Source organism: Clostridium chromiireducens (assembly GCF_002029255.1).
Lineage (GTDB): Bacteria > Bacillota > Clostridia > Clostridiales > Clostridiaceae > Clostridium > Clostridium chromiireducens.
Window position 1 is genome coordinate 1 of sequence record NZ_MZGT01000089.1, and the last position, 16,261, is coordinate 16,261.

Genomic DNA, 16,261 nt, shown 5'->3' on the forward strand with positions numbered 1-16,261 from the left:
GTATATAATATATTTCTTAATTCAATATTATCTATAATATTGGTTCAATTATTTATTACTATTTCTACAGATGAAAATATAAAAACAGAAATGAAAATGATGAAATTTCAAATCTTTTTTTTAACATGGCTTTCCATAAATTTATATTGTTTCATGAGAAAATTAATAACATCCAATAAAACTCTTTTCAGAAAATATCAAATTTCCGAAAAACTAACCGAGGTAATAGTTAATAATAACCCATGTGGAATTATTATTCTTAACAAGAACGGCACCTTAGATTACTTAAACCCTACTATGAAAGAAATATTAAACTATGAAGACTCATTAAATGCAGATATATTATGGCTTGATCTTGTTAAAAAATGCAACTTAGATAAACTTATCCAGGATTCTTTTAATGGCAAATCATCGAATCTTTTTAACAAGTATTACACTCCATATTCAACTAAAAAGAATAAAGTTCTTAATATTTATGTTAATCCAATAGTAACTAAAAGTAATTCCAAAATAAATCACGTTATGCTTATGTTTAATGATATTACTAATGAATATATGCTTAAAAATGAGGTAACCTCAATCACTCTTTCTACATTAAAGGCTTTAGCCAAGTTAGTTGATGCTAGAGATCATTATACAGGCATGCACTCTGAAAATGTAATGAGATATGTTGAAATCATATGTGATAATTTAAATATTGACCAGGCTGAAAAAGAAAAGATACTTATAAGCGCCAGCCTTCACGATATAGGTAAAGTTGGAATTGATGATTACATATTAAAAAAAGAAGGTAAGCTTACTAATGAAGAATATAATAAAATGAAAATGCATCCTGTAATAGGCTTCGGCATATTAAGTGACATTAACGGTTTCGAAGAAATCGCTACTATTATAAAACATCACCACGAATGGTACAACGGCTGCGGATATCCAGATAACCTAAAAGGCAATAAGATTCCTATAGGATCACAAATTATATCAATAGCTGATGCTTTTGATGCTATCACGACTAATAGAGTATATAGAAAAAGTCTAGGTTATACTAAAGCAATTAATATACTTGAAGAAGAAAGAGGCAGACAATTTAATTCAGAATTAGTAGACATATTTATAAATGCTTTAGAAGATACCAATATTTATATAGAGGCTGATGAAAATGTTGTATGATATGCAAAGGGAAACAAACCTTAGCTTTGATTTTACGAGCTAAGATTTGTTTCCTTTTTAGAAGTGCTCACCGTTCTCATAATACCTGCTTTTTTCGAGGTTATGAAAAATCACATCGACACTTTCATATCCAATTGAATTTATATATTTTGTAATAATCTTTGCTGCAGTATCCTGAACTTCCTGTCCCCTATCGAACCATGAAACATCAACCATTGGATATCCCAAAGCAAACTCACCATCTGCAATAAATTTGGATTGAACAAGCTCTATGCTAAAGTAATCTCTTGGACATTGTAATAGCTCCTGTAGTTCGTCTATTAAAGCCTTACTTATAGCGCAAGCCTTATTTTCGTCTACTGACCTTAATCTTAATACTGGCATATATACATCACCTCTTTTGTTAATTTAGTCTTATTCATTACTTAAATTCACTTCAATTTCAATAATAGAATCTTCATTTTTATCAATAATTTCAACTGAGTCACATACATCTTTACGTTTTTTATGAACATTATAACACAACTTACAATATATCGAATATAATCAGATAAGTATTGTCTATCTATTTCTTAGATTTTCATCTTAACATATGACTGTGTTATATTTATTTTTTTATTCGATACTGCAAAAATAAATATAACAAAAAATAAAGTAGGAAATGTATATTTAATTACATTTTCCTACTTTATCTAAATAATTTGGTGGCTCACCCGGGAATCGAACCCGGGACACCATGATTAAAAGTCATGTGCTCTACCGACTGAGCTAGTGAACCAAAATAATAATTATGACAGCATGATTCTATTTTACAAATAATCGAGTTAAGTAAATATCTTACCGATTTGCCATATCTTTAATGGGGTGAACGATGGGACTCGAACCCACGACAACCAGTGCCACAAACTGGCGCTCTACCAACTGAACTACGTACACCATATGGTGCGTTTTAAGGGATTCGAACCCCTGGCCCACGCCTTAGAAGGGCGTTGCTCTATCCAGCTGAGCTAAAAACGCATATTATTTATTATGTTACAGACTCTTTAAATCTGTATGGAGCGGGTAGTGGGAATCGAACCCACCTTTCCAGCTTGGAAGGCTGGAGTATTACCGATATACGATACCCGCAATCTGTGCTGCTTGTTTATTATATGTCACATATCATAAGTTGTCAACATAAAAGTTTAAATTTCTACAAATAAATCACTGAAGTTAATGTTAATCTGCTATCTATACCGTATCCCTGTACTGGTTAAGATCTGAAAAATAGGATATTTGAAACTTTATAATTTCAAATATCCTACTATAAAATAGATAAAAATCATCTTTAAATCAATTTTTCTTCTATTAAGGCAATAAATTCTTTTACAAGAATCGGATCAAATTGTGTTCCAGAACATCTTTTGAGCTCTTCAACCACATACTCTTTTTCAAATGCCTGCTTATAAACTCTTTTATGAGTCATTACGTCATAAGAATCAGCTATACTAATTATTCTTGATAGTAATGGTATTTCTTCTCCCTTCAGCTTATTAGGATAGCCTGTCCCGTCATATCTTTCATGATGCGCCAATATATAGTTTGCAATATGAGCTAATTCTGGAGTTGAAGATGCAATTCTATACCCTATTTCAGAGTGTGTTTTCATGATACACCATTCTTCATCAGTTAGTTTTGAAGGCTTCATAAGAATATGTTCCGGTATACCAATCTTACCTATATCGTGTAATGTTGATAAAATCTCCAATTCATCCAGCTTTTCTTTCGACAATCCAATCCGTTTTCCGAGTTTTACGCTTAAGTCTTTAATTCTCATGGTATGTTCTTTTGTTTCACTATGTTTTTCATGTAGAGTTCTTAGAAGTGAACATATAGTAGAACTTCTGACACTCCTATCTTCCAAAAGTTTATTCCTATACATTCTCTTTTCTGCGAGTCCCATTACTGATTCTGCATTTGAAGCTTCCTCATATGATCCTGCACTTCCTAATGCTATACTTATCTTAAAATGAAATTCTGTTTCATTTTCGCACCTATCTTTTATTGTCTCCATTAATTTCATGGTGTAATCCCTAGTTTTATTCTTTATTAATATTATAAATGCATCTCCACCCCACCTTGAAATTATATCATCAGTTTCCGAGCTTTCTTTGAGTATTTTACTTACAAGATATAGCAGTCTATCTCCTTCTAAATAACCAAATGCATCATTTGTTAACTTTAAACCATTAATATCTCCCATTATAATGTGGTAATTAATATCTTTCGCATCATCCATGACCCTAAATATCTTTTCCATATACGCTCTATTATTTAAACCTGTAAGTATATCTGTATAATTTAGAAATACTATTTCTTTATTTGCTGAATTAATTTCAGAAAGCATTTTATTCGTTGTATTGGCCAGCTTATTTATTTCATCTTTCCCCTCAATATTAATAGATAATGTAGTATCTTTAGTTATACCAACCTCTTCCATAAAACTAGTCAATTTTGAAAGTCTTTTTAATATATATTTATTAACAATAATAATATCAATTGCTATAATTATACTAATTAAACACAACATTTTAAAAATAAAATTTCTTAAGAAATAATTTATATGTTCCTCACTATGACTTTTACTTTTTATAGAAATAGATATTGAGTTTTCATTATTAATATCTTTTATTGTTTTATTAGCTTCGAGAGTTTTTGTATTGTATGAGATAACATTATCATCGAAATTTATATAGTTCATAGTCTCTTTATATTTATAATTTTCCTGATGAGCTTCAGTAATTGTCAAATCTTCACTAGTAACATTTTTTATATATTCTAATAAAGTTTCATCAATTTCACGAACCATTATTATTGTTCCGTTACTCTCTAATTGTTTATTGGTTGATGTTACAGGCAATATTCCAATAATATAAATTTTTCCTTTCAAACACAATAAACCTGTCTTTTGACTATCTGTTTTATCAAAGTTCTTACTATTTAATAAAAGTCTTTTTACAAACTCTTCACTGCTTCCATTTTCTATATTATATTCCTTAGAATAAACCATTTTCCCGTGATTATCTAAGTAAATTATATTTTTTAAATTAAAATTTTTTAATGTAGAATCAGTTAAATTCGAATCAATATATTCCTGACTTGGTTCACTTACAAACTTATAAGTATCATCCCATTCACCTAAGTCTACAAGAATTCTTTGTAAGGTATTTTCTTCATTTTTAAACATGTATTCTATGGTCTCAAAATTTCTTTTAATGCGTTGTTCATTATCGTTATCTATATAACCAAAATAAGAAAAATAAAACACAAGAATAGTTACCCCTATTACTGAAATACTAGTTAAAATAGCCACCAAAAACATTTTATATTTGATACTCATAATGTTCCCCCTAATACCATATACGTATATAAAAATATCAATTAAAATTATGCACATTATAAAATAATTAATTTAAAATTCACCCATTGTAACTCATTTCAAAATGTTTTATTTTTCAACACAAAGCAACATTTTCTCTTCCTCTTAACTGGTATTTTTCTTATTAATTGGAATTTTATTGATATATGTATAATCTTATCATTAAACAATAATAAATTCAATAACTTATAATATGTCTCTTTGAAAATATGACATTATTTTTAATTATATATCTAACTGAATATCTTGAAATGCTTAGCTTATTGAATCATTCTACATGATTCGACCTAAATTTATGGTAATTTATTAATATTCTTATCAATAAAAGTAGCCTAAAGCAATATTTAAGATCCACTTACTTTAGGCCATATTGATAATTCTTTTAAAACGTTCTCTATTCCAAGCATATCTATAACTAATATTCTCAAAAACTCCGCAATATCTTTATACAAATTATCGTAAAAGATTATAGTCTCATCTAATCAGATTCTAGTGTAAAATCTCCATTTGCTAAACTACCAAAAATAATAACATTGTTTATGAATTATATAAGTTTTATTCTAATTACCAAATTTGTACTCTATCTTCTGGCTTAATATACATTTTATCCCCTTGCTTGATTCCATAAGCTTCATAGAATTTATCAAATTGGGTTATTGTTATATTATTTCTTACTTTATTAGGTGCATGCACATTATATTGAAGACTAGAATCTTCTTCTTCCTTTGTCTCTATCTCGCGCCACATAGCTGCATTGCCTTCAAAAAACGCTTTATAATCTGGTTTTTGCATTTTGCTTAAGATATCTAATACACAAGCCATTCCTCCAATATCTGCAATGTTTTCTCCTACAGTGAGATCTCCATTAACATTTTTACCATCATCTAATTTTACTTGATTATAAAATGCTCTTACTTTTTTAACCTTTTCCTCGAATTTACTATAATCTTCTTGTATCCACCAATTATTTAAATTACCATCTGCATCAAATTTAGCCCCAGCATTATCAAATGCATGACTGATTTCATGGCCTATAATAGCACCGATAGCACCTAAATTCTTTTCTTTACTTGCATTGACATCATAGAATTCATTTTGAAGGATTCCTGCTGGAACTGTTATAGTATTTGTTGTTGGGTTATAGCAAGCATTAACTGTTTGTGGCGGAAGTACAAATTTTGTTTTATCTACTGGTTCATTCAACTCTCTTATTGCTTTTTCACGTTCAAATTTAACCAAATTCTCAATGTTCTCCCAAAGAGAGCCACCCTCTTCATAAGATCTAATTTGTAATTTTGAATAATCTTCCCACTTATCTGGATATGCAATTTGAATACTTAATTTATCTAATTTCTCAATCGCTTTTTTCTTTGTTTCCCCACTCATCCAGTCTAATTTATTAATTCTATCCTTATAAGTAGATATAATCTCCTTAGTCATATCTGTAACATCATTTTTAACTTTTTCAGAAACATATTTTTTAACATATAATCTTCCAAAAGGTTCTCCGAGTAAAGAATTGACTGAATTAATAGCTTTTTCTTCCCTAGGTATTTCACCTTGTGATCCTGAAATAGAATTTAGAAATTCTGTTGCCGGCTTTTCAAATGCCTCACCTAAATATGGCGCTGCACTACAAATATTGATAATTTCTAGATAATCTTTTATCATTGGAAGATTTTTTTCAGTATACATCTCATTTAAAGCTTTTAACCATTTTGGCTCAGTTAATATTATTTTCTTAGCATTATCTACTTTATTGTTCTTAAGAATAGTTTTTATATCTAAATTAGGCGCTAATGCATCAAGCTGATCAATAGTATAAACATTATATTTTTCATCTATAGCATTATCGTTTTTTGAATTTTCCTCTCTTCCAGTTATTGATTGTGCTATCATACCTTCAAGCTTAAATGTATTATCAACTTTTTCTTTTGCTTGTTCCTCTGTATAGCCGCTCAAAGTTAAGATCTTAATGTAATAATTCTCTACTAAGCCCTTTACTCTAATGCTGTTTTCAGTCGGCTTTAGATATTCATCTGAATTGCCCAGACTAAGATATGTTGGAGCAACGTAAAGAGCACGCTTTGTTACATCTTTTAAATCAGTATCACACCCAAGCTGTAATAAAGTATTTCCAATTTCAGATTCATAACTTAAATTTGAAATATCTTTAATTGATTTAATACTATTTATCTCGTTAATCATTTTTTTGATTGGCTCTATTCCATCTTTATTTCTAGCATCCATATTTAAAGCATTCTTATATAAATTAATTATCCTCTTTTCATCACTATTTTCAGAATAATTCTTTTCATTTGCTAAAAGATCATTAATTATTTGTTTCTTTTGTTCTGTCAAAGCTTTCTCAGTTTCCATAAATGTTGAATTTGATGACTTTCCTGTCTCTATTTTTGCAGTACTTAACCATTGCTTGTTTATTACAGCATAAAAGTCATCCTGTAACCTTAACGAACTTGATGCTGTTACCTCATTTGAATTTGTTTGTTCTGCTGCTATAGCATATGTTCCCTGACCTAAAAATAAAGAACAAATTAGCGCGCCTGCTATAATAACCCTTATTTTATTTTTCCCCATTATAACCATCTCCATTTTACAGTATTCTTCCAATATATTACTTTAGTATACAACTAATATATATTTTTACAATTGGGGTAAGCTTAATTTAAACTTAAATTTTACTATAAAATAAAGTCTGCAAATACTTTACCAAAACTAATTGCAAGCTTTTATAATATAAATTTCTATTTTATAGGGTACTTTTAACTATAGAGCAGCTAGTTTATATTTATTTATTATATTCATAATAAGGCAGCTCTATTGCAATGCCTGTTTCATCAACTTTATAATTTGTACCTCTAAGAGGAGGTGCGCCAGAAACTAAATTCATTCCTATAGAGTAAATTGCATCTGCATGTTCACGTGGATATTGAGCAACGGTACCTGTCATAGCACCTTGATTAATTAACTCTTTAGCTTCTGGCAAAGCATCAATTCCGACAACTGGAATATATTTAGATGTATCTCCTTTGTTATATCCATATTTCTGAAGTCCCTTGATAGCACCTATTGCCATAGCGTCATTATTGGAAATTATTGCTTCAACTTTATTCCCGTAAGTTAAAAATATTGATTCTATAGCATTTCTCGCACAATCTTCTAGAAAATCGCAGGTAGTCGATGCAAGTTCCTGAGTTCTTATTCCGGCCTGATTAATTGCCTGAATTGAATATTTGGTTCTTATATCCGTTATATTGCTATCAGACGGACCTTTAAGCATAATATATTGAATCGTATTATCTTTATTTTTATCAAAGGCCTCTTTATTGGTATTCCAAGCATCAACAATGATTTGTCCTTCTAGAATTCCAGATTGAACAAGATCTGTATCTATAATAAAAGATTTTGGGTAAGACCTAAGGAAACTTAATATTGACGGAGTTTTATCATGTAAAAGAATTAGTGGAATATTTTTTTGTTGCATTTTAGTGAAAATACTTTGAAGACTACTTATATTCTTACTAACGGGACGCAATACAAAAATGTCAAAGTCTTCACTAAGTGCTTTTTCCATGCTATCATTTTGGATACCTTGATTATCTTTACCATCAAAAAAAGTAAACTGAACTTTATTATTATTTTCAACCTGAATATCTTCTAAACTTTTTTTAATCTCATACAAAAATAAATCATCAAAACTACTAATAAATACAGCCACTTTAAGAGGTGCTGCATTAGCAGAGTTTTGCATGGCATAAGCATTAAATCGGCTTATATTAAGAAAAAATAAGATAACTATAATAATTGATTGAAGCCTTTTAAATACATTCATTTAAATCCTCCATACATTGTGTTTTCATTAAATTGTATATTTATAGACTCTCTATATTCATAAAATTTATTCTTCACTAAACTTAATGTAATGGGGGATTATATGGATAATAATATAATATCCAGGGCCACCCGTAACCGGTGGTATTCTAAATACAATAAAGCCTAAAGTAAAATTTAAAAATATCTTACTTTAGGCTATTTTATTAATATTTTCTTCTCTATTTTCACAGAGCACGTTTTTATTTTTTTAAATCTCAGAAGTATTTACATTTAGATAACTCTTTATTAGTTCATGTATTTCCCCAAAAATTTCTTTATTATCTTCTAAAAATTTAATTATAGATTCCACTGAAGGTTGCTTGTACCTATGTCCAATTTTATTTCTAATTAACCTTGCTGAATGAAGAAAATCACTATATTTATTGGTTAAATATCCTGCATCATTTAGTTTTTTTATTGCTTTATCAATGCTCATTCCTATTTCATACAAATTGTATTCTTTTAAAAGCATTGATATAAAATCTTCATATATTATGAATAAACTTAGATATTTATACTTTAAACTATTTGAGAATTCGGATTTCAACTCTACATTATCACTATACTTTTTAACGAGTTCTAATGATTTATTTAGATCTTTTGTAGTTGTATCTAAATCATATAATAATTTTTTCAAACGTTCTTTATTCAATTCCAAGCACCTCTCTATCTAATATTCTCCAAAACTCTTCATTCTCTTTATATAAATTATCGTAGAATAGTATAGCCTCATCTAAAAGATTATCTTTCAAAACAATAAACTTACTATTTAATGCACTAATCTTTATAAGATTATTTATATTTTCATCATTTATATCAATCAAATCTATATCTCTGTCTAAGAGCTCTTCTAATTTTTGAGTTAATATTAATTCATCATTAAAGGATATAGGCACTCCTGAAATAATTGCGATGTCCACGTCAGATTCTGATGTAAAATCTCCATTTGCTAAACTACCAAAAATAATAACATTAGTTATACCTCTATTTATAAACAAGTCTTTAAAACCTTGGCTATCAACAATACTTAGGATAAGAGTTTTATCTTTTGAACTATCCATTTTATCTTGATTAAACATAAAATTTCCCCTTCAATACAATATTAACTATATTATAGCCAAAATTAAATTATTATTCTACGCATATTATTGTAAATTAATTAGAAATAAGCAAGTGGACTCTTTATTTTCGAGGATCTATTAGATATGAAAATACATATCTAATATTCTTGTTTTTCTTTACTTTGAGTGCTGGTTTTAAAGTTTAGCAACAACGCCACCTCTCTATCCTTTTCAATTTACTTATATTTTAATTATTAATAATGTTTTTATACCACTATCTTTTTTAATTAAAGGAGCTGTCGCACTAAGAAATATAACCTAAATATGTGTGTTAAAATTTGAAAAATTAATACACTATATCGTAGTTTTTACTTTTTGTGCGATAGCCCCAAATCTCATACTTCTTTTGTATTTCCGTTTCTTTCCACATGCCTCACAAACTTTAATCAAAAGTTATTTTTTACCAAGTAGTTTTATTAAAATTGTCTTTAAGCAACTTAACTAATTCTTCAACTTCTTTAGATTCAAGTTTCTTTATAAGTATTGAAGACAATAAATCAGATGCCTTTTTTTGTAGTTCCTCCATATTATCTGGATAGCTAATATGAACATTTATCTTCAAAACTACGTCCCCTTAAGTCTTGCTCTTAGTTAATACTATGAAAATTTCCGAATTAAAATTAATTTCCACTTAAATCATTAAGTCAATTAAATTTATGCAATCAACTAACCGAAATTATATATCTGCTTTTCGATTTTGTGTACGCAGACTTTCATTTATACTAAAGTCAAACGATTATTTTTCTCAAAGTTTTCTACAAGATATTTGATTTTTTACAATCTTATCCACAATTGCTTCTGCAACATGTGGCACTTCCATATAGAAAACAGTCGTTTCATGTTCCATAGAATGTTAAGCAATTATTACACTGGCAGTCAATAACATTACGTTTTTACTTTCACCTCATAATGGTCAAAAAGATAAATATAAATATTACATAAACAGTTTTAAATAGGAGCAGTTAAAAAATTATTTTTATCCTGATTTAAACTTAAGAGCGATTAAAAAACAACTATAGTTTTTATCCTAAAATGGAGTGATAATATGAACGTTGCGATATATAGTAGAAAATCTAAATTCACCGGCAAAGGTGAAAGTATTGAAAATCAAGTTCAAATGTGTAAGGATTACTTATTAAGTCAAAACAGAAATGACGAAACTTATGAATTTTGTGTATATGAGGATGAGGGCTTCTCTGGTGGCAATACTAACAGGCCTGAATTTCAAAGGCTTATGAATGATGCTGCTTTGAAGAAATTTAGTATGCTAATCTGCTATAGATTAGATCGTATATCAAGAAATGTAGCTGACTTTTCTTCTACACTTGAGACACTTCAAAGATATGATATTGATTTTGTGAGTATTAGAGAACAATTTGATACCAGCTCACCAATGGGAAGGGCGATGATATACATAGCCTCAGTATTTGCTCAGCTAGAGCGTGAGACTATAGCTGAACGTGTAAGAGATAATATGCTTGAGCTTGCAAAGTCAGGCAGATGGCTTGGTGGAACTCCCCCACTTGGTTATAAATCAACTCCAGTAACTTATTATGATGAAAATATGACTGAACATTCAATGGCTAGATTGTCCATAGATGCTGAGGAATTAGAAATAGTTAAACTAATATATAGTAAGTATCTAGAATTAAAATCATTAAGTGCCCTCGAAACATATCTTTTAGAAAATTATTATAAAACTAGAAATGGATCTAATTTTAGAAAATCGACTTTAAAATCAATATTAACAAATCCTGTTTACGCTAAATCTAGTGAAGCAATATTTGATTATCTTATCTCACAAGGCATGACTTTATGTGGGGAACCAGATAATATTCATGGCCTTCTAACTTATAATAAACTTAAAACTCTGTATTCTAAGGAAGGTAATCATAGTCGAGAATTTAGAAACACCTCAGATTGGATAGTTGCAGTAAGTAAACATGAAGGAATAATAGACTCAGAGAATTGGCTTAAAATTCAAAAGATATATGCTGGAAATAGTGATAAATTTATAGTTTCAGCAAGAAGCCATAATGCTTTATTAACTGGAATATTAAAATGTGAAAAATGCGGCTCACCTATGAGAATAATGCATGGTCCTGTCAGTAAAAAGAGTGGAACTAAATTATATTATTATGCCTGCACTTTGAAAAAAGATTCTAAAGGAAGCAGATGTGAAAATCCAAATGGTAAGGTAGATCAAATAGATCCTATTATCATAAATGCCATTAAGGATTTAGGTAAAAATAAGGAAGCCTTTTTAAAAGATCTTATAGACAAAAACAGGCAGATTAAAAAAGAAGCTGTTAAAGGTAACTTGGAAAACAACTTAAATATACTTATTAAACAAAAGAAAGATCAAATAGATAATCTCCTTAATCAACTTTCTTTAGCCCCTGACTTAATGGACATTATCATTCCTAAAATCAAACTACTTAAAGATGAACTAGAGTTACTAAGTAAAGATCTTAATGAATCTAATAATAAAATTGAAGAAATCACTATGGAAGAATTAAGCCTTTCCTTCATAAAATCCCTGCTTGAAAAATGTTCTATAATAGATACCTTGACTCACAATGAAATAAAAGAATTAATTAGAGGATTAATGAAAAGTATCACCTGGGATGGCACGACTTACGATTTAAAAATTAATTTTATTGGCAGCAAATAAGGCGCATTAATAAAATGAATAACTTTCTTGGCAACTTTGTACTTGTTATTTATTTTCATGTGCCTAAGTTTAAAAAATAAAAATCTTGCGGCCACTATTCTCTAAATATTCGCAAGTGAGTTCAGGGAGCATGTCCTGTTTGTAAATCAATTTCAATTCCATTCTCCTTGAAGAACCCTTGCTTCATTGCAACATACATTGGAGCATAAAAAACAGAACGAGTTACTTCATTTAATCGTACAGTAGTTACCTTGTTAGTCTCTTCAGTTTTAGAGCTACTGCTGCTACTGTTACTATTACAACCAAACATTGATATAGCTGTGACACCCGAAATCAATAAAGCAGTTAACACTTTTAATTTGTTTTTCACGAGTAAATCTCTCCTAATAGTATTTATAATGTATAGTATGATATTTACTATAAGATTGTTCTAATATAAGTGCCTTTGTAAATGAAGATATATATGCTCATCCACTTTATTTTAATTGTTTAATTATTAAATTACTTCACAATATAAATTTTATATAAAACAACCAACTTCTCTGATATTTCTTTAAATTTAATTGTCGATTTTCTAATAATATGTTAATATAATCATGTTGTTTTTATAAAAAATGAATTTTTCATACATTATTTATTAAAAAGTAATATTATAAACATAAATTATCGAAAGGAGAATCTAATATGAAATTTTGGTCTCTTACTGCGATTGCAGTATACTTACTTATTTTACTTATTATAGGATATTATTCTTATAGAAAAACATCAAATCTATCAGATTATATGATAGGAGGAAGAGGGCTTGGACCTCTTGTTACAGCACTTTCAGCTGGTGCCAGTGATATGAGCGGCTGGATGCTTATGGGACTTCCTGGTGCTGTTTACGCAACTGGAATCTGTAATCTCTGGATTGGAATAGGCTTAACAGTAGGTGCTTATCTTAACTACCTATTATTAGCTCCAAGATTTAGAGTATATACAGAAGTTGCAAATGATTCTATGACGATTCCAGATTATTTAGAAAATCGTTTTAAAGACAAATCTAATATACTTAGACTTGTATCAGGTATAGTAATACTTGTTTTCTTTGTTCTATATGTTTCTTCAGGTCTTGTAGCTGGAGGAAAGTTATTTGTTGATACGTATAAATTAACTTATACAATGGGAATAGTTGTAACTTTATCTGTTGTTGTACTTTATACATACTTTGGTGGATTTTTAGCAGTAAGTTTAACAGACTTTTTCCAAGGAACTTTAATGTTTATCTGTTTAGTTACTGTTCCAGTTGTGGCATATATGAATATTGGCGTTGATACAGGTACATTTGTAACTAAAGTAAAAAACATTGATCCTGCATTGTTCGATTTATTTAGAGGGACTAGCATAGCTAGTATTATTAGTCTTTTAGCTTGGGGACTTGGGTATTTTGGTCAACCACACATTATCGTGCGTTTTATGGCAATTAAGTCCGCAAAAGAATTAAGATCAGCTAGAAGAATAGGAATCGGCTGGATGGCTATAGGTCTTTTAGGAGCAGTAGTAAGTGGTATTATAGGACTTGTATATTTTACTGATCATAATACTCCATTAAGCGATCCTGAAACAGTTTTCCTTAGACTTGGAGATATATTATTCCATCCGTTTATTACAGGAATAATATTATCTGCAGTGCTTGCTGCCATTATGAGTACAATTTCATCTCAGCTTTTAGTTTGCTCAAGTTCAATTACAAAAGATTTTTACCTTGCATTCTTTAATAAGAAAGCTACTGAAAAGCAACAAATGTTTATAGGTAGATTAGCAGTATTAGTAGTTGCAGCCTTTGCAACAGCTCTTGCATATATGCCAAATAAAACGATTCTTAACATTGTGGGGCAGGCATGGGCTGGTTTTGGTTCATCTTTTGGTCCAGTACTTTTACTAAGTCTTTATTGGAAGAGAATGACTAAGTGGGGAGCACTATCAGGTATGGTGGTTGGTGGTTTAACTGTTATAATATGGATTATGTCAGGCTTATCTGGTTTCTTATATGAAATGATTCCAGGATTCTTCCTATCACTTATATCAGTTATTATCGTAAGTTTATTAACTGCAAAACCAGATAGCTCTGTTGATGAACAATTCAACGAAATGGAAAAAGTCTTAACAGATATGAAATAATGTTAAGATTATATAGATACTAGCAGAAAGAGAAGGGACTCTGTTACTCCGTTGCTGGAAAAAAGAGTCCCTTCTCTTTCTGGTATGTTTTAGAAAAATTTAATCAAAATCCCCTTTGTAAATGGCTTAAAATCGCAACTCCAATCTCTTAAAAAATGAGATTTTACAATCCGTTATTTATTTTTATTAATTTATTATATATTTATCCAACCAAGTTTTCCCCACCTTTAAATGCTCTTAAATTTTATGTTCTGATTTTTTATGCTTTGCTAAAAATAACGTTGGGATTATTGCGATCAAAGTAAAACCAACGGACCACCAAAATGCAACATTATATGCACTTGTAACATTTTGTATATCCAATATGGATTGGCTGGCCAGCTGATGCTCTACGATGGTTGCAAGTATCGCAGACCCGAATGCACTACCGATTGTCTGTAATATCCTCGTGGCAATACTGGCGTGAGGAATCTGCTCATTGCTTAGTCCCACATATGCAGAGACCATGATTGGAATAAACACTCCACCCAGACCCGCTCCTCGTATAAGTAAAACAACAGCTAACAGGACTTGGTTCGTCTCGGAATTAGCGAAGGCGAAGGGCAATGTACCTATTGCAGTGATTACGAGGCTTACCAAGACTATTGGGCGCGCTCCTATTTTGTCAGTCAACTTTCCCATCTGACTTCTTGTCAATAACATACCAATTCCCTGTGGAATTAACAAAAGGCCTGCAAGCAGAACACTTTCACCGCGCACCTGTTGGTAATATAGAGGCAAAAGTAACAGACCACTGTTTGTGATGAAGCCCGACATGAAAAGTAAAATTGTCGAAGCAGAAAAATTGCGTGACCGAAACAGATGCAAATCAAGCACCGGAGAAATCTTCGTACGTAAGGTGTAGACAATAAACATAGCCATTAGCAGCAATCCAATCACTACAGGAACAAGCACTGCACTGCTATTTAGGCCACCTTGAGATGCTATTTGAGCAATTCCGTAAATGAGTAAGGCAAATGCGGGAGATAACAGCAGAATACCGATAATATCAAGAGGCTGTTTTTTGCCTAAGAGACCGTCCTTTGGTATTCCCCACAAAGCTAGCAATAAGGCGATAATAGTTATCGGAATATTGATATAGAAAATCCAGCGCCAGCCTAAGTTGTTTACAATAATCCCGCCCAGCACTGGACCAAGAATCGGTGCCAAAAGCATGGGTATACTAGTAATGGATGCCATACGTCCCATATTGCGGCCACCGGATATCTGAAAAAGCATGGTTGTCATAGTCGGCATTAATAAACCTGCTCCAATTCCTTGCAGGAACCGGAACACGATCAGGGAGCCTATATCCCATGACAATGCCGAAAGTATTGAACCCGCAAGAAATAATATTAGAGAAAATTCATACAGCCGCTTGCCACCAAAACGATTAATAGCCCATCCTGAAATCGGTACGGCCATAGCCATCGCTAGCACATATCCCGTGATGACCCACTGGATGATTGAAACGGTGCTTTTCAGATCACTCGCTAAAGTTTTTATGGCCACATTGACCATCGTCGAATCCAATAACGGCGCGAGAGAACCAAACACCAATATTAATGATACTTTAGTCAGTACCGGGTCAAGCTTTTCTTTCTGAGATTTTGAATTGTTTTCTTTAATTTTTATCATATTATAGCCTCCTTCTTGTAGAAGTTAGTGTAAAGTATTTACACTACTCTTTTAAATTTTTTCTTTATATATCAAGGGTTCGAGCGTTTTTTTGTACAAAAAAACAATGCCCCCCCTAATTTCATGTTATAATCGAGTTCCGCAACACCA

Annotated in this window: 12 protein-coding genes and 4 tRNA genes; 3 read left to right on the forward strand and 13 right to left on the reverse strand. The window is 30.6% G+C overall.

What is annotated here, in order from left to right:
- Positions 1-1,167: HD domain-containing phosphohydrolase (locus CLCHR_RS21295; RefSeq protein ID WP_207652339.1), on the forward strand; the 1,167-nt coding region annotated here is incomplete at its 5' end.
- Between the two features lie 57 nt (positions 1,168-1,224).
- Here the strand turns inward: CLCHR_RS21295 and CLCHR_RS21300 are convergent.
- From CLCHR_RS21300 to CLCHR_RS25010, 11 genes are all read right to left on the reverse strand, one after another.
- Complete coding sequence (locus CLCHR_RS21300) at positions 1,225-1,551, reverse strand: DUF1904 domain-containing protein (RefSeq protein WP_079441925.1); 327 nt, start codon at positions 1,549-1,551, stop codon at positions 1,225-1,227.
- A gap of 318 nt (positions 1,552-1,869) precedes the next feature.
- Positions 1,870-1,945 (reverse strand) — tRNA-Lys (locus CLCHR_RS21305).
- 82 nt (positions 1,946-2,027) lie between these two features.
- Positions 2,028-2,103, reverse strand: a tRNA-His gene (locus tag CLCHR_RS21310).
- 4 nt (positions 2,104-2,107) lie between these two features.
- Positions 2,108-2,184 (reverse strand) — tRNA-Arg (locus tag CLCHR_RS21315).
- A gap of 37 nt (positions 2,185-2,221) precedes the next feature.
- A tRNA-Gly gene (locus CLCHR_RS21320) sits at positions 2,222-2,295 on the reverse strand.
- 199 nt (positions 2,296-2,494) lie between these two features.
- Positions 2,495-4,546 carry an HD domain-containing phosphohydrolase gene (locus CLCHR_RS21325; RefSeq protein WP_079441926.1) on the reverse strand — a complete coding sequence of 684 codons (2,052 nt, stop codon included), beginning with the start codon at positions 4,544-4,546 and terminating at the stop codon, positions 2,495-2,497.
- Positions 4,547-5,149: 603 nt separating this feature from the next.
- A complete protein-coding gene (locus CLCHR_RS21330) occupies positions 5,150-7,183 on the reverse strand; it encodes a M13 family metallopeptidase (protein WP_079441927.1) in 2,034 nt (677 codons plus the stop codon).
- 211 nt (positions 7,184-7,394) lie between these two features.
- Entirely contained in the window at positions 7,395-8,438 is a 1,044-nt protein-coding gene (locus tag CLCHR_RS21335) for a galactose ABC transporter substrate-binding protein (RefSeq protein ID WP_079441928.1), read from the reverse strand.
- Positions 8,439-8,687: 249 nt separating this feature from the next.
- Positions 8,688-9,131 carry a hypothetical protein gene (locus tag CLCHR_RS21340; protein WP_079441929.1) on the reverse strand — a complete coding sequence of 148 codons (444 nt, stop codon included), beginning with the start codon at positions 9,129-9,131 and terminating at the stop codon, positions 8,688-8,690.
- On the reverse strand, positions 9,124-9,558 hold the full coding sequence (locus tag CLCHR_RS21345; protein WP_079441930.1) for a nucleotidyltransferase family protein: 435 nt from the start codon (positions 9,556-9,558) through the stop codon (positions 9,124-9,126). The genes CLCHR_RS21340 and CLCHR_RS21345 overlap by 8 nt, the downstream gene beginning before the upstream one ends.
- Positions 9,559-10,000: 442 nt before the next feature.
- Positions 10,001-10,162, reverse strand: a complete 162-nt coding sequence (locus tag CLCHR_RS25010; protein WP_169896866.1) for a hypothetical protein — start codon at positions 10,160-10,162, stop codon at positions 10,001-10,003.
- A gap of 483 nt (positions 10,163-10,645) precedes the next feature.
- Here CLCHR_RS25010 and CLCHR_RS21350 point away from each other — a divergent pair, with 483 nt between their 5' ends.
- Entirely contained in the window at positions 10,646-12,274 is a 1,629-nt protein-coding gene (locus CLCHR_RS21350) for a recombinase family protein (protein ID WP_079441931.1), read from the forward strand.
- 121 nt (positions 12,275-12,395) lie between these two features.
- Here the strand turns inward: CLCHR_RS21350 and CLCHR_RS21355 are convergent, their stop codons facing one another.
- A complete protein-coding gene (locus tag CLCHR_RS21355; protein WP_242966174.1) occupies positions 12,396-12,644 on the reverse strand; it encodes an ABC transporter substrate-binding protein in 249 nt (82 codons plus the stop codon).
- 314 nt (positions 12,645-12,958) lie between these two features.
- Between CLCHR_RS21355 and putP the strand changes: the two genes are divergently transcribed.
- Complete coding sequence (gene putP, locus CLCHR_RS21360) at positions 12,959-14,434, forward strand: sodium/proline symporter PutP (protein WP_079441932.1); 1,476 nt, start codon at positions 12,959-12,961, stop codon at positions 14,432-14,434.
- A gap of 237 nt (positions 14,435-14,671) precedes the next feature.
- Here the strand turns inward: putP and CLCHR_RS21365 are convergent, their stop codons facing one another.
- Complete coding sequence (locus CLCHR_RS21365) at positions 14,672-16,111, reverse strand: MDR family MFS transporter (protein WP_079441933.1); 1,440 nt, start codon at positions 16,109-16,111, stop codon at positions 14,672-14,674.
- Positions 16,112-16,261: the final 150 nt, after the last annotated feature.